Consider the following 18,429-nt stretch of genomic DNA (forward strand, 5'->3'; position numbering starts at 1 on the left):
TATTCCTTCAAAAGTTGACACCAAAATCCAATAATCACCTTATTTTACGAAGGATGACAGGAAGGTGACATATAAATGTCGTAACAAAGACCAACCCTTGCCAATACATTTGTATGAAACAAATACAAAAGAAAATGGACAACCAATCAATTTCAGAAAATTTAAAATACCTACGAAAATTAAAAGGGTATTCTCAGGAAGAATTATCAGAACTTACGACTGTAACGGTAAGAACCATTCAGCGTATTGAGAAAGGCGAAGTATCTCCGCATCTCAAAACGGTAAAATTATTGGCTTCTGCACTTGAGGTAGAAGTAGACGATTTATTAACCATTGAAAATCCAAAGGAAGAAAATATAAAGACGAAGTGGCTCCTTCTTTTGCATGGCACACCCATTCTTGGACTCTTACTTCCCTTAGGCAATATATTGTTTCCGTTATTTCTTTGGATTCACAAGCGGGAAGATAATCCACTTTACAACGAACACGGGAGAAAGGTAATTAACTTTCAAATTACCATGAGCATTCTATTTCTTATATCCTTTGTAACTTTAATAACCATAGAAGGATTTGGTTTTTTCTTCTTCATTCTGGTAGTTCCTTTTGCCGTTATTGTCACTATTATAAATATCGTAAGTGCCATTAATTCCCACAAATGTTTTTACCCTTTGTCTATTCCATTTATTAAGAAAAAGGAATTTATCCATGTAGCAAAAAAGTTGTCTATCTGCATTGTCTTTTTATGCAGTAGTTTTATGGGTTTTTCCCAAGAAATTGAACGATTAGATGGAACTAAAATTTCTTCGGATTCCCTTACGGAAAAAATCTCGTATCTAATGAAAGAAGCTAATGTTCATGGAATGGCTTTTACGCTACTTGATAATAACAAAATAGCCTATCAACGTACTTTTGGATATAAAAATAAACCTGAAAATAAATTGCTTAACGATAGTACCAACATTTACGGAGCTTCTTTAAGTAAAGCGGTTTTTAGTGTATTGGTAATGAAGTTGGTAGAAAATGGAGTATTGGATTTGGATACGCCACTTGAATCCTATCTTCCCAAGAAAATATACGAATACGAGCCTAAAACCCGTTGGCATGATGATTATTCAGCTTTAAAGGAAGACAGCCTTTACCATAAAATAACTGCTAGAATGTGCTCAGCGCATACCACAGGTTTTGCTAACTGGCGTTGGGGCGAACCTGATTATAAGCTTCAGGTACACGGTACGCCTGGGTCCAAATACATGTATTCAGGAGAAGGATTTGTGTATTTGCAAGTAGTGCTGGAAAAGATGACAGGAAAAGGATTGGAAGAACTCGCTCAGCAATATATTTTTAAGCCTTTGGGAATGAAAAACTCCAGCTACGAATGGAAAGAACGCTTCGCCACTAATTTTGCTTATGGACACAATAGAAATGATGAAATTTATAAAAAGGATATTGATAACGAACCTCGTGCTGGAAGTACATTAGAAACAACAGCAGAAGATTATAGCAAGTTCCTAGAAGCGGTTTTACAGAAAAAACTTATTTCTGAAGCCTCTTGGGAGGAGATTTTTAGTCCACAAATTCGTATACATTCCAAAAAACAATTCGGGCCACAGTCCAATGAAACGACCACAAAATACGATGCAATCGAATTAAGTTATGGGTTGGGCTGGGGACTCATAAAAACACCTTACGGAGTAGGTGCATTTAAAGAAGGTCACGGAAACGGATTTCAACATTATAGCATCGTATTTCCGAAAGCCAAAAAAGGAATTATGATGATGACCAATTCCGATAATGGCGAAAGTATTTATGAAATTTTATTAAAAGTAGGTTTAAGGGATATTTATACCCCTGCGGATTGGGAACTCTGGATTCCTTTCGACTCAAAAGAGTTTAAATAACAATGGGAATAACATCACCTGGTTGCATTTCATTTAGATGAATATCCCCAATTCGCACTCTAACCAAGCGAAGAGTAGGAAATCCAACTGCAGAAGTCATTTTTCTTACCTGGTGGAATTTTCCTTCCGTAAGAACTATACTAACCCAACTGGTAGGTCCATGACGCGCGTCACGGATCTTTTTTTTCCGCTCGGGCAGATTGGGAACTTCGATTCTTCTCGCTTTGCATGGGAGGGTTTTATACTTTGAGCCATGAAGTCCAATTTTTAAACCATGTTGCAATTCTATAATCGCTTCATCTGTAATTTCACCGTCTACCTGAGCAAAATATTCTTTTTCCAGACCGCTTCGGTTAACGGTATCGCTTAGTTTGCCATCGGTAGTCATGAGCAGCAAACCTTCCGATTTTTCATCCAAACGGCCAATTGGCATGATGTCTTCAGGAAAATCGTAGAGCTCTTTTAAAAAACGCTTTTTCCGAACCTGTCTGGCATCATTGCTATGCGTCTGACTTATAATTCCGTAGGGTTTATATATTTTGAAATGTTGATGTGGCATACAAAAAAATAGAGGGGAAAAGTACTAAAAATATAAAGATTGCAGCGTTTATTTTAATTTTCTAAGGGGGTTTTCCCTAAAGGAAAAATCCTGTTTAATCTTAGGGTGTTCGGTGTAAGTATCTGTTTTTTAATTATTTAAATTAGGTTTCAAGAAACGTTGATAGTTTTAAACAGAAGAAATCGCTTTTTGCGATGCTTTAAATAAGTTTCAAAACGCCTCTTTGACACATACTCACAAACCAATTTTAAATTAAATCAACACATTATGACTAATTCATCCTGTAACCCGAAAGAGCCGTTTATTAAATTAGATGAAAAAGGCAAGGCCTCTATTTTGAACTACAACTTACCGCAATCTACTTGTTACAGAGCAAGTAGTTATTTGGTAATGGATTTGCCAATGGAATTTTTTAAAGAAGAAAAGCCGCAGAAGGACAATTTTTGGGATTTATCCGAAAAATTATCAAAAGAAAAATGGATCGAAAAACTGAAAGATGAAATGGATTTGGCAATTGACACCCCCATTTTTGAAAATGTATCTATTTTACAAAAAGAAAATGTTCGTGAAATGCAAATTGCTAATCCTCTAAATCCCAATATTGGTGCGGCAAAGGCAATTTCCGCATATAGATCCGAATCTTTATATAGCCAACAGCAGGTAGTAGAACCCACGATAGCAAATATTCCACTAAGTAATATTGCTGATAAAATCACAAAAGGTTTTAAACCAAGTTTAAAGCAAGATTTGACGGGAAAGGTATATTTGGACTATAAGCCTAAGCCAAAAAGAGCCAATCCTCAAATTACTATCGCGCTGAGGTTAAAAATGTGTTCTTATTTGGGTGATTATGGTGCCGGTAGAACCATTAAAACATTTAGCCTGTTACCGGGAGAAAAAACCACAATTTCTATAAAAAATTGGGAAACTAGCACAGAAACAAAAAAACAAGCATCCAATGTGCTGGATTCACTTTCTGAAAGCAGTGCCAACGAATTACAAACTTTAGTTGAATCGGAAGCAAATCACACCTCCCAATCGGCATCCAGTGAGACCAGTAGTGTTGGTGGCGGTGGAGGATTGGAAGCCGGAATTAATCTTGGCATCATTAAAATTGGACTTGGTGGTGAGGCTAAAGGTAAGAAAACGAAATCTTTTAATTCTGCGGTTAGCGATTCAGTTAGAAATTTGGTGAGCTCAACTTCTACGCATGTGAGTAAAACCAATTCATTAAGACAGATAGAAATCAATACAGAAACCACTTCAACTACAACGGACGGTAATCAAGAAACTATTGTTAGACATCTTGAGAATATCAATAAAAGTAGGGTGTTGAATTTTGTTTTCCGTCAGTTGCTACAAGAATTTTTCAGTATTACTTATTTAGACGATGTATCTATTATTTATACGAATGGTTATCCTGACACTAAAAGAGTTACTAGTTTATCTGGTATTGACGATTTCCTGGAAGAAGTAATCCCTGTTGATGAGAATATAGGTAAAGTAAAGGCTGCAATTTTGAAAAGGTTATGTAGTATTTTTGATTATCAAGGAACACGTCATGAGTTTATTGAATGTGTGGAGGAGGAACTAAGCTGTAATTTAAAATGTGAGTGTCTTCCTAGGATGAAGCCTGAAAAAAACTGTTATTTCAGGAAGAAATCCGATTTAAAACAGACGTATAAAGATATTACGGTAAATGGGATAATTTTAGATACTACACATCGCGTAGTTCGTACTTCGGCCATGGTGGTAGAAGCATTACTAGGGCAGGGAGAAGCATTGGATTGTCATAACCAAAAACACGAAGAGGCGCTATCACTTTCCGCAGACCTTGAAAACGAAAAGGTTAAACATCTATTGGAGGTAATGAAAAGTATTTCCGATCCCGAAGATAAAGCCAAGTTCTTTAAAGCGGTTTATAAAGATTGCTTCTTTGAAGAGGAAAATGAGGAAGAAAATTCCGATGATTAAATGAAGATTCTTATAATATTTAAACTACTGGGCATTTAAATCCCAGTAGTTTAATTTCAACACCGTACCTTTGTAGCTTTATTAAGAAATAGAGCACATGTCATCTTTTGAAGATTTTAAAATTTCCAAGCAGTTAGGGTACGCCATTGAGGATTTAGGTTTTGAGAAACCAACACCTATTCAGGAAAAAGCATTTCCAGTAGTTATGTCTGGAAAAGATGTTATTGGGATTGCCCAAACAGGAACGGGAAAAACATTTGCCTATATGTTGCCCATCCTTCAGCAGCTAACCTTTTCAAAACAAAAAAATCCACGTGTGTTAATCATGGTTCCCACTCGGGAATTGGTGGTGCAGGTGCTTGAGGAGATTGAGAAATTCAGTAAATACTTAAACAATCGGGTTGAAGGTGTTTATGGTGGCACCAATATCAATCGGCAAAAAGAAGCTTTGGCTCAAGGAACCGATATTTTAGTGGCTACTCCAGGGAGATTGTACGACTTGGTTATCAGTAGAGCGGTTTCTTTAAAGTCTATTAAAAAATTGGTGATTGATGAGGTGGATGTAATGCTCGATCTCGGTTTTCGGTTTCAGTTGAACAATATTTTTGAACTCTTACCGGAGCGTAGGCAAAACATTATGTTTTCGGCAACGATGACTGATGATATTGAAAATCTTATTTTAGATTTCTTCCGTGGAACAGAAAAAGTTTCCGTAGCAGTAAGTGGTACACCTTTGGAAAATATCGAACAAGTTTGCTATGCTGTACCTAACTTTTTTACCAAAATAAATTTACTTCAGCATTTATTAAAAGACAAGGAAGCCTACAAAAAAGTATTGGTATTTGTGCCCAATAAAAAGAGTGCAGATATTATATTTGATGCGCTTTCTGAAAGCTTTACGGAAGATGTTTGTGTAATTCACTCCAATAAAACCCAAAACTACCGTTTACGATCTATAGAACAGTTTGAAGAAGGTGTTCACCGCATTTTGGTAACAACCGATGTTATGTCGCGTGGGTTGGATTTGACTAAAATTTCCCATGTTTTTAATTTCGATACGCCATCTTTTCCTGAAAATTATATGCACCGTATCGGGAGAACGGGTAGGGCAGAAGAAAAAGGAAGCTCTGTACTTCTTTACACTGAAAAAGAGCAGCCCGCAAAAGAAGCTATTGAAGAATTGATGAAAATGGAAATTACTGAAAAAACACTTCCCGAAGAAGTAGAAATTTCCAAGAAATTAACTGCCGAGGAACAGCCCCGAATTATAGAGCCTGATAACCCGCACAAAAGAGTGGATGCTCCTGGACCTAGTTTTCACGAAAAGAAAGAGAAAAACAAAAAAACAAATCAGGGAGGTTCGTACCGTAGAGAGTTGGCTAAAAAGTATAAAAAGCCCAAAACTCGAGGTGATAAAAACTACAATCGAAGAAATAAAAACAAGAAGCGATAAGTACGTTAGATTGAACGATTTTTCCAAATCCTTATCCACAGAATAGTAATCAAAAGCTACGAAAACAGGAGCGAAGGTACGTAGCGACGCGGAGTTTTGATAACGGTTTTTCGACTTCATGGTCGAAAAAATTCCTTGGATAAGGCGCCATTCCTGCCTACCTGCGGTGAGCAGGAAGGTTCTTTGTTTCGTTTCTTTTGGGCGAGCAAAAGAAACCGATGTTGGGAGGTTCATGAATACCTCTAGAAAAGTAGATGTTGATGAACTAAATGAAAATAGGCTTGAAATAGTTCGAATATTTTGAACATGTAAATCTAGAGCCCCTGTTATAGCTAAATTATCTTTATTCATAAGCTTAAAGAAATGTGAAACTCTCAAAAAGTAAACACTACCACTAGGTCAACACTGTGGTAAACTGTATCTTTGCGGCTTCAAAAATACTTCATGGTTTTAGAACGGTACACCAAAGAATTTGCATACAATTTAAAATTATCTTTCCCTGTAATTTTAGGCATGCTGGGCCATACTTTTGTGGCATTTGCCGATAATGTCATGGTTGGGCAATTGGGAACGGCAGAATTGGCTGCAGTTTCGCTTGGAAATAGTTTTATTTTCATTGCCATGTCGCTGGGAATTGGATTTTCCACTGCTATTACACCATTGGTAGCAGAGGCAGACGGAGCTGGGGATGTTGAGAGAGGACGCTCGTCTTTAAAACATGGGGTGTATTTAAGCACGGGAATCGGACTCCTACTTTTTGTAGCGCTACTTTTTGCCAAACCTCTAATGTATTTAATGGATCAGCCAGTGGAAGTAGTTGAATTGGCGCTTCCATATCTCGATTTGGTAGCCTTTTCGTTGGTGCCTCTCATTATTTTTCAAGCGCTAAAACAGTTTTCAGACGGACTTTCACAGACAAAGTATCCAATGTACGCGACCGTTGTGGCCAACATAATTAATATTTTACTTAATTACCTTTTTATCTTCGGAAAGTTTGGCTTTCCGGAATTGGGAATTATTGGTGCTGCTATTGGCACGCTGGTTTCGCGTTTTATGATGGTTGTTTTTCTTTGGTGGTTGTTTAAAACGAATCCGAAAATCAAAGGATATGTTACCAATTTTAGATGGAAAACGGTTGAAAAAGGCATGATGAAAAAGATTGTGGATTTGGGGCTTCCTTCAGCATTACAAATGTTTTTTGAAGTTGCCATCTTTACCTCTGCTGTTTGGTTGAGCGGCGTCTTGGGGAAAAATCCGCAAGCTGCCAATCAAATTGCGTTGAATTTATCGAGTATGACGTACATGGTTGGAGTGGGTTTAAGTGTTGCCGCCATGGTACGTGTAGGAAATCAAAAAGGATTAAAAAACTTCAAGGAATTGCGAAGAATAGCCATTTCGGTTTTCTTTTTAACGTTCTTGTTGGAAGTGGTTTTTGCGCTTTTCTTCATCCTTTGCAGACATTGGTTGCCAACTATTTACTTGGATCAAAACGATATGCTTAATCTGGCAGACAATACGGAAGTAATTACAATTGCATCTCAATTACTACTCATAGCCGCATTTTTTCAAATTTCCGACGGTTTACAAGTTACATTTCTAGGCGCCTTACGAGGATTACAGGATGTTAAAATACCTACCATTATTGTATTTATAGCGTATTGGATTGTCGGTTTTCCTATTTCTTATTATTTGGGATTGAAAACTTCCTTAGGAAATATGGGAATTTGGATCGGATTATTATCGGGACTAACGGTTGCTGCGATATTTTTGTATTTTAGATTCAATTCTTTAACAAGAAAATTAATAGCTTCGGAAGCTTAAAGGAAAAGTAGACTGAATACCGAAGATAGAACAAACGAAACAAGAAAATCATGGAATTACCAAAGTTTTTATTAGGCGACAATACAGATTACCCGGATGCTATTTTTATCATTCATACCGATTTTCCACGCTTTATCATCAATTTAGCGGACGATGAAGTGGAATGGTTAGAAGATTTTTCTCCGGAAGATGAGAAAGAACTATCATCAGAAGCAGAGAATCTTATTCAGCTAGCTAACGATTTCTACGATAGGGAAATCAGCAGATATGATGAAGCCTAAATCATGGAGCGATTAATCGAACTTGATAAAGAATTGTTTTTATATCTCAACGGACTCGGGAGCGAGCCTTGGGATGCTTTTTGGATGTTCATGACCGATAAATGGTCGTCTATTCCTCTCTACGTTTTTTTATTGATTCTCTGTTTGCGAACGCTAAAATGGAAAAATACTCTAGTTCTTTTGGTCTGCGTGGCCGCTATGATTGGCGCAACCGACCAATTGGCGAATGCTTTTAAATATGGTTTTGAGCGCTTACGTCCTTGTCATGACGAAACTATTATACCATTCATGCGACTGGTAAAGTCATATTGTGGCGGTAAGTTTGGGTATTTCTCTGCACACGCATCCAATTCTCTAGCTGTAGTTACCTTTTTTTCGATTCTACTCTATAAAAACTTCAAGTGGTTACCTTTCCTGTTGGTTGTATGGGGACTTTCTGTAGCGTACAGTAGAATTTATATTGGTGTTCATTTTCCGTTGGATATCATTACCGGTATTTGCATTGGAATGCTTTTGGGATGGCTTTTCTCAAAACTTTATCTCTTAGCGGTAAACTATTTATTCAAAGAAAAATAAGTTCAAAATTGCTTTATCAAAAAACAATTTTGAACTTATTCTCAATTCTCAATTCTCAATTCTCAATTCAAAAGCTTAGCTTTCTGGAACAAAGTCCAAAGCTACACCATTAATACAGTGTCTTTTTCCTGTAGTTTCGCTTGGGCCATCATCAAAAACATGACCTAAATGTCCGCCACAATTAGCACAATGCTCTTCGTCACGGGGAACGCCTATTTTATTATCCACACCGTAGGCTACATTGCCTTCAATTGCACGATCAAAACTTGGCCAACCTGTTCCGGAATCAAACTTGTGTTCACTTTTAAACAATGGTGTGCCACATGCAGCGCACACATAAGTTCCTTTTTGTTTAATTTCTAAAAGGTCGCTGGTAAATGGGCGTTCTGTTCCGGCTTTTCGCAATACATAAAATTCGGCATCAGTTAGTTCAGCTTTCCATTCAGCTTCTGTTTTGGAAATTGGAAATTCTGATTTAGCCGATTTTGTTGTTTTATTATCAGATTTATTCTGGGCTTTAGAGTTACAACTCAAAAAGGCAATACATAGAAACGAAAGAAATATAGTTCTCATAAAATAGCAGTGTTTTTTAATTTAAATACGAGGTTTTGGTCGTTAAAGTTTCAAAAACCTTGCATAATACCATTTTCTTCTAAAGTAATATTAATTAATAAATGGTATAAAAAAAGCCCAAAACATTGGGTTTTGGGCTTTTTCAAGAAATATATATATATATTATTAATACATTTTCTGAACTGTTTTAATGTTTGCTGCCTTCATCACCTCGTTAATATTGGAAGTGTCCACACCGTTAATAAGATCTGCTGGAACAATTACGGCTCTAAATACCTGATTACTTAATAAATCAGGTCCAAAAGCTGAGTAATCTGAAGATTCAGCTAAAATTCTAACTCGGTTTAAAGTATAATTAAATCGAAAACGCAGGTCATCCCCCGTATCATTATTAAAGAAAACGGTAGGTAAAGGTTCCCAAACATCATTTCCGCTAACAACACCTTCCAATCTATAAACTAGAATAGCATCCCCATTTACCAAGGGCGGATTGTAAGTTGCGGTGAACAAAAATTCGTTTTGTGGTGTGAAACTTACATTGGCATATTCAAAAGTTTCTCCAACAATTACAGTTCCAGGTTCGCCCGGAGGGCCTTCTGGTCCTTCACAAGCCGTAAATATAAAAGTCGATACAAATAAAAGTGCGATTATTTTTTTCATAAGAGTGTTGTTTTATGTTGTTCAACGCAAATGCTATGCCAACATTTTTTAAAGCATAGCATTTCCATTTCCAAAGTTAATAAATACGTAATGCTAAGGTACGTTTTTTTCAATGTAAGCGGTTAGTGTATTTATAACTTTTTCATCTCCTAGAATTTTTCGGTGTCCTAGTCCTTCAGTAATAATAAGTTTAGAATTAGCTAGATTTTTATGAATGTTTTTAGAAGATTCCAATGGTGAATCTAAATCATTTTTGTCGTGGATGAGTAAAACGGGAATAGCGACATCTTTAGCTGCAATACTTGCCGAATAATTATTGACATCCTCTTGCGCAATGGAGTCAAACTTTTTCTTTACACGGTCACCTATGTTGTCTTTTAGTCCCAATTTATTGGTGAAATCGTAAATAATATCATTAATACTATCCCCACTTCCTACCAAAACCATAGTCTTCAATTTCAGTCCGCTTCTTACCGCATTCAATAAGGTCATACTTCCTAATGAATGCCCTACAGCAGCTTCAAAAGGGCCATGTTTTTTATCAACTTCTATTACTGCATCCACAAATTCAAGCATATTGGTGGTTTTACCTGGGGATTTTCCATGTGCTGGTCCGTCGAAGCTTATGGTGCTATAACCTTGTTCCAGCAGAGCTTCAGCAATTTTAGCAAGCTGAGTGCCGCGTCCGCTCCATCCGTGTACCAAAAGAATTTTTTTCTTGCTATTTCCGTAGCTATAAACCACTATTTCCTTATGTAAGGAAGGGATTTGAAGCTTTTCTTTTATAGATTCTTGCTCCATTTTATATTCCCGCTTCGGAATTTTATGTTTCATTGGAGTAGCAAACAACCTAGCAACAAATTTACTCGCCAGTTTTGGGGAAACAAAAGCCAAGGCTTTTGCAGAGCAACTGATGGGTTTAGGTATTTTTATAGTTTGCTGATAGTTTTCTTTTTTTTGTTCCATGAAATAAAAAATGAATTTGAGACTGCAATGTATCAAATTTAAATCCTTTTTTTATACATTTAGAATGGTTAAGTTATTGTCGCAAGCATGCGGCAAATACCGATTTACTTATAATTCAAATAAAATTATGTCTTCTACTATAGAAAAAGTACTCCCTCACAGTTTATTTACCGAATTTGATATAGACCTTTTTAAAAGTGGAAAACATCATCGCCTTTATGAAAAAATGGGGGCACATCTCCTGGAAAAAGATGGTGTTAAAGGCTGCTATTTTGCTGTTTGGGCACCATCGGCAAAATCTGTTTCTGTGATTGGCGACTTTAACTACTGGCAGAAAGGTGAACACCCTTTGATGGTCCGTTGGGACGAATCTGGAATTTGGGAAGGATTTATCCCTGGAGTGGAAAAAGGAACTAAATATAAGTACAAAATAATTTCGCATAACCAAGATATTGAAACGGAAAAAGCCGATCCCTATGCTTTTTATACTGAACAATCGCCCAATACTGCTTCCGTAGTTTGGAATGATAATTATGCGTGGAAGGATACAAAATGGTTGAAAAATAGAGCGGCTGTAAACGGATTGGATAAGCCTTATGCTGTTTATGAGGTTCATTTAGGCTCTTGGAAACGGAAAATAGAAGAGGCAGGAAGGGCGCTTACCTATAAAGAACTGGCAACGGAGCTGGTGTCTTATGTTAAAAAAATGAATTTTACCCATGTGGAATTCATGCCGGTGATGGAATATCCTTACGACCCGTCCTGGGGCTATCAAATAACGGGCTATTTTGCGCCAACTTCTAGATTTGGAGAACCTGAAGATTTTAAACTTTTGGTCGATAAATTGCACCAAGCCGGTATTGGTGTTATTCTAGATTGGGTACCATCCCATTTTCCTGATGACGCACATGGCTTAGGCTTTTTTGATGGTTCACACCTTTACGAACATCCTGACAGGAAAAAAGGCTATCATCCTGATTGGAAAAGTCTTATTTTTAACTACGGAAGGAATGAAGTGCGTTCCTTTTTAATCAGTAATGCGCTATTTTGGCTCGATAGGTATCATGTAGATGGACTACGGGTAGATGCGGTGGCTTCCATGTTATATTTAGATTATTCACGGGAAGAAGGGGAGTGGGACCCCAATGTTTTTGGGGGACGCGAAAATTTAGAAGCAATTTCACTCATTAAAGAATTTAATGAAGCCGTTTATGCCAATTTTGAAGGGGTACAGACCATAGCGGAGGAATCTACTTCATTTACTGGCGTTTCAAAACCAGTATATCTGGGCGGATTAGGTTTTGGCATGAAATGGATGATGGGTTGGATGCACGATACTTTGGAGTATTTTAAAAAAGGACCTGTTCACAGAAAATACCATCAGAATGATATAACATTTAGTATGACCTACGCCTTTTCAGAGAACTTCATGTTGCCGTTAAGTCATGATGAGGTTGTACATGGTAAAAGCTCCATTTTTGGGAGAATGCCCGGCGATGAATGGCAACGATTTGCGAATCTACGGTTACTTTATGGCTACATGTTTACGCATCCAGGCGCTAATTTATTGTTTATGGGAAATGAATTTGGGCAAACTAATGAATGGAATTTTCAAAACAGTTTAGACTGGCATCTGTTGCAGTACGAAGGACATAAAGGCGTACAGAGTTTTGTTTCTGATGTTAATTTATTATATAAAAAAGAAGCCGCTTTGCACGAAAAGCAGTTTAGTAATGAAGGCTTTGAATGGATAAATTACGGCGACGCCGATAATTCTGTTTTATCCTATCTAAGAAAAGGACATTTTATTGAAAATGATTTGTTGATTGTCTGTAATTTTACCCCCGTTGTTAGAGAAAACTATAGAATTGGCGTTCCTCGAAAAGGAACCTTATGGGAAGCATTTAACAGCGACGATAAAAAATATTACGGTACCGGAATCAGCAATTCTAAAAGGTTGACTACGGAAGAAATTCACTATAACGGTCGGGATTTTTCAGTAGCCATTACCTTGCCACCATTGGCTGTTGTAGTTTTTAAAATGGAGAATAGCGAATAAAAATTTTTTCAGAAATAAAGAAATACCCCAAACCCTCGAAAAACTATGATTACAAATACAGAACTGGAGTATAAAGGGAATTTGTTCCCAACACAGATAGTTTCGCACAATCGGGAGGTTGACAAAATTACTTTTTGTTCCCGAAATGATGTTAAATTGCAAATATCCTTTTTAAGGGATAGTGTTTTACGTTTTCGATATGCTGCAGGGCAAGAATTTGAAGACGATTTTTCTTACGCAATTGCGGAAGATGCGACGTACGGTTACAATCATTTGGAAGTAGAGGAAAAAGAAGATCATTTTTATATGAAAACTTCTAAGTTGGAAGTACGCGTTTCCAAAATGGATATGCGACTCGCAATTTTGGACTTAGAAGGGAATATTTTAAATGAAGATGAGCTTGGTTTCCATTGGGAAGAGAGTTATGAATATGGTGGGAACATTGTTAAAATGAGCAAGTTCTCACAGGAGTCTGAAAGCTTTTTTGGTATGGGCGATAAGCCCTCCCAATTAAATCTTCGGGGAAAAAGGATTGAGAATTGGGTAACCGATCAATATGCGTTTGCAAAAGATAGGGATCCTTTGTATAAAAGTGTTCCATTTTACATTGGGTTGCACCACAACACAGCATACGGAATTTTCTTCGACAATACCTTTAAAACACATTTCGACTTTTGTCACGAACGAAGAAATATAACCAGTTTCTGGGCTGAAGGTGGTGAGATGAACTATTATTTTATTTATGGTCCATCTGTTCCAGAAGTAGTGGCAGGTTATACCGATCTTACAGGGAAGCCGGATTTACCACCGCTTTGGGTGTTGGGCTTTCATCAATGTAAGTGGAGTTACTATCCTGAAAGTCGGGTGAAAGAAATTGCTCATAAATTCAGGGAATTACAAATCCCTTGCGATGCCATTTATCTAGATATTGATTATATGGATGGTTTTCGATGCTTCACTTGGAACCGAGAATACTTTCCTGATCCGAAGCAAATGGTAAGTGATCTAACAGAAATTGGTTTTAAGACCGTCGCTATTATCGACCCTGGAATAAAGATTGACAAAAATTATTGGGTATATGAAGAAGCAGTAGAAAATGATTATTTCTGCAAACGCGCCGATGGTCCTTATATGAAAGGAAAAGTGTGGCCTGGGGAATGTAATTTTCCAGATTTTACCAATCCGAAGGTTCGGGAATGGTGGGCAGGTCTATACCAAGAACTTATAGCCGAAATCGGAATAAAAGGTATTTGGAACGACATGAATGAACCCGCGGTGATGGAAGTGCCGGGCAAGACATTCCCTGATGATGTACGCCACAATTATGATGGCCATTATTGTAGTCATCGTAAAGCACATAATATTTACGGAATGCAAATGGCACGGGCTACATACGAAGGGGTAAAACGATTTTCATTTCCAAAAAGACCTTTTGTAATTACTCGGGCAGCATATTCGGGAACGCAGCGATATACTTCCTCTTGGACAGGCGATAACTTAGCTACATGGGAACATTTATGGGTGGCGAATGTTCAGGTCCAGCGAATGGCAATGAGCGGAATGTCTTTTACAGGAAGCGACATCGGAGGTTTTGCCGAACAACCATCAGGGGAGCTTTTCGCCCGATGGATACAAATGGGGGTGTTTCATCCTTTTTGCAGGGTGCATTCCAGTGGTGATCACGGTCATCAGGAACCTTGGTCGTTTGATGATGAGGTTACCGACATTACCCGGAAATTTATCGAACTCCGTTACCAACTGTTGCCTTATTTGTACACCATGTTTTATGAGTACACAGAATATGGCACACCAATGATAAAATCGTTAGTGTATTATGATCAAGATGATTTGCATACTCATTACCGTAACGATGAATTTATCTTCGGAAACCAAATACTTGTTTGTCCTATTTTAGAACCCAATTCCAAAGGAAGACGTATGTATATTCCAAGGGGAAATTGGTATAATTACTGGGAAGCAGAACTCGTAAAAGGAGGAAAAGAATGTTGGGTGGAAGCCGATATTGATAAAATTCCGTTGTTTGTAAAAGAAGGAGCAATTATTCCTAAATATCCAATTCAGCAATATGTAGGGGAAAAAGAGGTAGAATCTTTGAAATTGGATGTGTATTATAAGCTTGGAAAAGAAGAATCCCAAGTATTCGAAGATAAGGGCGATGGCTTCGACCATAAAAAGGGCCGATACAGCCTCCGCACATTTCGGTTGACCGGAAAAGAAAACGAACTTATTATTCAGCATTTTAAAGAAGGGAAACATGAAACCACCTATTCTACCTTTGATATTAATTTAATTGGACTGCCTTTTAAAATAAAAACAATTCAATTGGATAATGTGGAAATTCCACTGGAGAGCTTAGTGACCAATGGCGATACCAACATGACCATCAGAAAGGAGTTTACAGAATTACATATTATCGGATTCTAATATTTTCCTTATTTTAGTATATAGAAATGCTTAACAGCTTAAAAAAATAATTACGATGAAAAAGTATTTTTCTATAGGGGTTTTTGCCCTTTTAATATTAGCGTGTTCTACCAATCCGTTTACCGGGAAAAGCACGTTGAATTTTACATCTAACGATCAAATTTTTCCAACGGCTTTTGCCGAATACGATCAGTTTCTCAAAGAAAATGAAGTCATAAAAGGGACCAAAGATGCAGAAATGATTAATAGAGTAGGGCAGCGTATTGCCAACGCCGCAGAGCGTTGGTTTAATGCCAACGGTCACGAAGGCTATTTAAAAGATTATAGATGGGAATATAATTTGGTTAAAGACGAAGCGATGAATGCTTGGTGTATGCCAGGTGGTAAGATTGTATTCTACACCGGAATACTTCCAATTTGCCAAGATGAAACAGGCATTGCCGTGGTTATGGGGCACGAAGTAGCCCACGCGTTGGCAAACCATGGGGCACAGCGTATGAGTGCTTCGCAATTGCAACAGTATGGAGCCATGGCCGGTAATTTGGCATTAGGGTTAGGCGGAAGTAGTGCGCAAACCGTAGAGCTTTTTAATCAAGCTTATGGAGTAGGAACCCATTATGGAGCCATGTTGCCTTTTAGCAGAAGTCATGAAAATGAAGCTGACGCTATTGGTTTACGTTTAATGGCTATTGCTGGTTATAATCCAGACGAGGCGGCTCAACTTTGGAAACGAATGAGTGCCACAGGTGGGGAAGCGCCACCGGAAATTATGAGTACACACCCTTCCAATCAAACGAGAATACAAAACTTAAAGGCTTTAGCTCCAGCAGCTAAGCAAGAAGCAGCTAAATTTGGGGTTACTTCTTTTAAGTAATCATTTAATAACTTAGGTAAAGTTTTTATTATTTATATTTGAAATCAAGATGTCAAAAATAATGTTTTGACATCTTGATTTTTTTAATTCTATCCTAACCAATGACTACACTACAAAAAGGAAGTAAAAAGTTACTAAATGCTTGGGCTTTTTATGATTGGGCTAACTCAGTTTACAGCTTAACCATTGCTTCGGCCATTTTTCCAATATTTTATGGAGCACTTTTCCGCGACGCAGGTATTGAAAAAATAACGGTTTTCGGAGGTGAAATAGCGAGAGGGCCGCTTATTACTTATGTTACTTCTTTCGCTTTTTTAATAGTTTCCTTTCTTACGCCATTGCTTTCAGGTATTGCTGATTACGTGGGAAATAAGAAAGTTTTCCTTAAAATATTTTGCTATATAGGCGCTGTTTCCAGTATCGGTTTGTATTGGTTCAGTTTGGAAAATATATATTTGAGTTTGACCACCTATTTATTCGGACTTATAGGTTTTTGGGGCAGTTTGGTGTTCTACAATTCCTATTTGCCAGATGTGGCCTTCCCGGAACAACAAGATAGAATTAGCGCTAAAGGATATTCCCTGGGCTACATTGGGAGCGTGTTTTTACTACTTTTAAACCTTGCCATGATTATGAAATACGAATGGTTTGGTTTTAGCGGCGCGGGTGAGCCTACCAGAATCTCGTTTGTGCTTGTAGGTATTTGGTGGGCAGGTTTTAGTCAATATTCATTTTACTATTTACCAAAAGGGAATAGTAACACAGGAAAGTTTAGTAATAAATTGTTGCTGAATGGCTTTCGCGAACTAAAAAAAGTATGGGAAAAACTCGGAGATAACATTCCACTGAAGCGATATTTGGCGGCATTTTTTGTGTATAGCATGGGGGTGCAAACTGTTATGCTGGTGGCTTCTTATTTTGCTGAAGAAGAATTGGCCTGGGAAAGCGATAGTCAACGAACCACTGGATTAATAATCAGCATTCTTTTAATACAATTAGTGGCTGTTTTAGGGGCTACGATAACTTCGAGAGCATCTGAAAAGTTTGGAAACATTAAAACTTTGATTGCCATCAACATAATTTGGGTTGTTGTATGTTGTTATGCCTATTTTGTAATAACACCCGAGCAATTTTACATTACGGCCTCGGTCGTCGGATTGGTAATGGGAGGTATACAAGCCCTTTCACGCTCTACATATTCCAAATTTTTACCGGAGACAAAGGATACCGCTTCCTTTTTTAGTTTTTACGACGTAGCTGAAAAAATCGGAATTGTAATAGGAATGTTCCTTTACGGACTTTTGGCGCATGTAACGGGAAGCATGCGAAACTCTATCGTTTTATTGGGAGTTATATTTATTATTGGAGTGGTATTACTGCTGAAGGTGCCTCGTAAAACTACTTAAAACGTTGATTTATGGTGTCAATAATAATATTTACACAATCGGTGGTGTAGGATTTGTCGTGGGTGGTTTGACTCATAAATACAGCGCCATTCAGTAGACTGAAAAACCGCTTTCCGTAAACATTTCCATTGATGGTGTTTCTAATTTCGCCTAAATGTTTGCCAGCTTCAATTTCTGTACGGATGTACCCTTCAATCTTGTGTATGGTTTCTTGTACTTTCTGAAGTAATTCTGGAAACGTATTATTGGCATCGGCTCCTGAATTTACAATGGGACAACCGCCAAAATTGTTCGTAAAATCGTAATAATTTTTATAAAACCGAATCAAGTAAAGTAAGCGCTCAAGCGGGGAAGAACCTTTTTCCATATATTGTTCGATTCGAGAGGTAACCATGTTGGCATTGTATTCAAACACCTGCAACGCTAATTCCTCCTTGTTTTTAAAGTTCCCGTAAATAGCACCTTTCGTAAGTCCCGTTGCTTTGGTAATATCACTCAAACTTGTGTCAGAATAGCCCTTTTTATTAAAAATCGGCGCTACAGTTTTAATAATAAATTGTGTGGTTTTTTCCGCTTTGGTAGTCATCTTTAGTGTAAGTATATTCAAATATATAAAATAATACTGAAAGGTATGTTTTGAAAGTTCTGTCCGTTAAAAAGTGGGAAAACAGTATTTGTTTGGCTCATTTCCTTATTGGAAGTCATAGGAGGGTGCGATTATCTATTTGCAATTCGCTATTCAACTCTTGCAAAGTAGAACTAAAAAAAAAGCACCCGTAACTAGCGCTACGGGTGCTCAACTAACCAACCAACTTAAAACTAAATAATTCACTAGAATTATCTAACCTTATTTTTATATATTATTAACCTAACTAACACTCATT

Annotated in this window: 15 protein-coding genes; 10 read left to right on the plus strand and 5 right to left on the minus strand. The window is 37.4% G+C overall.

All coding sequences use genetic code 11. From position 1 onward, the window contains the following. Positions 1 to 113: 113 nt before the first annotated feature. Complete coding sequence (locus NDQ75_RS08005) at positions 114 to 1,898, plus strand: serine hydrolase (protein WP_242513605.1); 1,785 nt, start codon at positions 114 to 116, stop codon at positions 1,896 to 1,898. On the opposite strand, the gene NDQ75_RS08010 is transcribed toward NDQ75_RS08005, so the two are convergent. Continuing rightward, positions 1,891 to 2,457 carry a pseudouridine synthase gene (locus NDQ75_RS08010; protein ID WP_202026954.1) on the minus strand — a complete coding sequence of 189 codons (567 nt, stop codon included), beginning with the start codon at positions 2,455 to 2,457 and terminating at the stop codon, positions 1,891 to 1,893. The two genes, NDQ75_RS08005 and NDQ75_RS08010, sit on opposite strands and share 8 nt — an antisense overlap. Positions 2,458 to 2,724: 267 nt before the next feature. Between NDQ75_RS08010 and NDQ75_RS08015 the strand changes: the two genes are divergently transcribed. The 5 genes from NDQ75_RS08015 to NDQ75_RS08035 all read left to right on the plus strand — a co-directional run bounded on the left by NDQ75_RS08015 (position 2,725) and on the right by NDQ75_RS08035 (position 8,562). After that, on the plus strand, positions 2,725 to 4,431 hold the full coding sequence (locus NDQ75_RS08015) for a hypothetical protein (protein WP_202026955.1): 1,707 nt from the start codon (positions 2,725 to 2,727) through the stop codon (positions 4,429 to 4,431). A gap of 97 nt (positions 4,432 to 4,528) precedes the next feature. Beyond that, positions 4,529 to 5,884 (plus strand): DEAD/DEAH box helicase, encoded by a 1,356-nt coding sequence (locus NDQ75_RS08020; RefSeq protein ID WP_202026956.1) that lies wholly within the window; start codon positions 4,529 to 4,531, stop codon positions 5,882 to 5,884. A 444-nt stretch (positions 5,885 to 6,328) separates the two neighbouring features. Then, entirely contained in the window at positions 6,329 to 7,705 is a 1,377-nt protein-coding gene (locus tag NDQ75_RS08025) for an MATE family efflux transporter (protein WP_202026957.1), read from the plus strand. Between the two features lie 50 nt (positions 7,706 to 7,755). After that, entirely contained in the window at positions 7,756 to 7,986 is a 231-nt protein-coding gene (locus NDQ75_RS08030) for a hypothetical protein (protein WP_202026958.1), read from the plus strand. A gap of 3 nt (positions 7,987 to 7,989) precedes the next feature. Then, a complete protein-coding gene (locus tag NDQ75_RS08035; protein WP_202026959.1) occupies positions 7,990 to 8,562 on the plus strand; it encodes a phosphatase PAP2 family protein in 573 nt (190 codons plus the stop codon). Positions 8,563 to 8,637: 75 nt separating this feature from the next. Here the strand turns inward: NDQ75_RS08035 and msrB are convergent, their stop codons facing one another. The 3 genes from msrB to NDQ75_RS08050 form a co-directional block, all read right to left on the minus strand. Further along, positions 8,638 to 9,135, minus strand: a complete 498-nt coding sequence (gene msrB, locus NDQ75_RS08040; RefSeq protein WP_202026960.1) for a peptide-methionine (R)-S-oxide reductase MsrB — start codon at positions 9,133 to 9,135, stop codon at positions 8,638 to 8,640. Positions 9,136 to 9,300: 165 nt separating this feature from the next. Then, on the minus strand, positions 9,301 to 9,795 hold the full coding sequence (locus NDQ75_RS08045) for a hypothetical protein (protein WP_202026961.1): 495 nt from the start codon (positions 9,793 to 9,795) through the stop codon (positions 9,301 to 9,303). Between the two features lie 93 nt (positions 9,796 to 9,888). Further along, on the minus strand, positions 9,889 to 10,761 hold the full coding sequence (locus NDQ75_RS08050; protein ID WP_202026962.1) for an alpha/beta fold hydrolase: 873 nt from the start codon (positions 10,759 to 10,761) through the stop codon (positions 9,889 to 9,891). Between the two features lie 127 nt (positions 10,762 to 10,888). Here NDQ75_RS08050 and glgB point away from each other — a divergent pair, with 127 nt between their 5' ends. The 4 genes from glgB (at position 10,889) to NDQ75_RS08070 (ending at position 17,545) form a co-directional block, all read left to right on the plus strand. After that, positions 10,889 to 12,820: a 1,4-alpha-glucan branching protein GlgB gene (glgB, locus tag NDQ75_RS08055; RefSeq protein ID WP_207190411.1), complete on the plus strand. Its 1,932-nt coding sequence runs from the start codon at positions 10,889 to 10,891 to the stop codon at positions 12,818 to 12,820. 45 nt (positions 12,821 to 12,865) lie between these two features. Further along, a complete protein-coding gene (locus NDQ75_RS08060; RefSeq protein WP_202026963.1) occupies positions 12,866 to 15,265 on the plus strand; it encodes a glycoside hydrolase family 31 protein in 2,400 nt (799 codons plus the stop codon). Between the two features lie 55 nt (positions 15,266 to 15,320). Continuing rightward, positions 15,321 to 16,139, plus strand: a complete 819-nt coding sequence (locus NDQ75_RS08065) for a M48 family metallopeptidase (RefSeq protein WP_202026964.1) — start codon at positions 15,321 to 15,323, stop codon at positions 16,137 to 16,139. A gap of 101 nt (positions 16,140 to 16,240) precedes the next feature. Then, positions 16,241 to 17,545: an MFS transporter gene (locus NDQ75_RS08070; RefSeq protein ID WP_202026965.1), complete on the plus strand. Its 1,305-nt coding sequence runs from the start codon at positions 16,241 to 16,243 to the stop codon at positions 17,543 to 17,545. Here the strand turns inward: NDQ75_RS08070 and NDQ75_RS08075 are convergent. Further along, a complete protein-coding gene (locus NDQ75_RS08075) occupies positions 17,538 to 18,131 on the minus strand; it encodes a TetR/AcrR family transcriptional regulator (protein WP_202026966.1) in 594 nt (197 codons plus the stop codon). The genes NDQ75_RS08070 and NDQ75_RS08075 overlap by 8 nt on opposite strands. Positions 18,132 to 18,429 lie beyond the last annotated feature (298 nt).

This window comes from Galbibacter mesophilus (genome assembly GCF_023721415.1).
In the GTDB taxonomy this organism is placed as follows: Bacteria; Bacteroidota; Bacteroidia; order Flavobacteriales; family Flavobacteriaceae; genus Galbibacter; species Galbibacter mesophilus.

Excerpts from the sequence above, each read along its gene's own strand:
- NDQ75_RS08045 (WP_202026961.1), bottom strand. The coding sequence starts at position 9,795 with ATGAAAAAAATAATCGCACTTTTATTTGTATCGACTTTTATATTTACG.
- glgB (WP_207190411.1), top strand. The coding sequence starts at position 10,889 with ATGTCTTCTACTATAGAAAAAGTACTCCCTCACAGTTTATTTACCGAA.
- NDQ75_RS08070 (WP_202026965.1), top strand. The coding sequence starts at position 16,241 with ATGACTACACTACAAAAAGGAAGTAAAAAGTTACTAAATGCTTGGGCT.
- NDQ75_RS08075 (WP_202026966.1), bottom strand. The coding sequence starts at position 18,131 with ATGACTACCAAAGCGGAAAAAACCACACAATTTATTATTAAAACTGTA.
- NDQ75_RS08020 (WP_202026956.1), top strand. The coding sequence starts at position 4,529 with ATGTCATCTTTTGAAGATTTTAAAATTTCCAAGCAGTTAGGGTACGCC.
- NDQ75_RS08060 (WP_202026963.1), top strand. The coding sequence starts at position 12,866 with ATGATTACAAATACAGAACTGGAGTATAAAGGGAATTTGTTCCCAACA.
- NDQ75_RS08015 (WP_202026955.1), top strand. The coding sequence starts at position 2,725 with ATGACTAATTCATCCTGTAACCCGAAAGAGCCGTTTATTAAATTAGAT.
- NDQ75_RS08030 (WP_202026958.1), top strand. The coding sequence starts at position 7,756 with ATGGAATTACCAAAGTTTTTATTAGGCGACAATACAGATTACCCGGAT.
- NDQ75_RS08010 (WP_202026954.1), bottom strand. The coding sequence starts at position 2,457 with ATGCCACATCAACATTTCAAAATATATAAACCCTACGGAATTATAAGT.
- NDQ75_RS08050 (WP_202026962.1), bottom strand. The coding sequence starts at position 10,761 with ATGGAACAAAAAAAAGAAAACTATCAGCAAACTATAAAAATACCTAAA.
- NDQ75_RS08065 (WP_202026964.1), top strand. The coding sequence starts at position 15,321 with ATGAAAAAGTATTTTTCTATAGGGGTTTTTGCCCTTTTAATATTAGCG.
- NDQ75_RS08035 (WP_202026959.1), top strand. The coding sequence starts at position 7,990 with ATGGAGCGATTAATCGAACTTGATAAAGAATTGTTTTTATATCTCAAC.
- msrB (WP_202026960.1), bottom strand. The coding sequence starts at position 9,135 with ATGAGAACTATATTTCTTTCGTTTCTATGTATTGCCTTTTTGAGTTGT.
- NDQ75_RS08005 (WP_242513605.1), top strand. The coding sequence starts at position 114 with ATGAAACAAATACAAAAGAAAATGGACAACCAATCAATTTCAGAAAAT.
- NDQ75_RS08025 (WP_202026957.1), top strand. The coding sequence starts at position 6,329 with ATGGTTTTAGAACGGTACACCAAAGAATTTGCATACAATTTAAAATTA.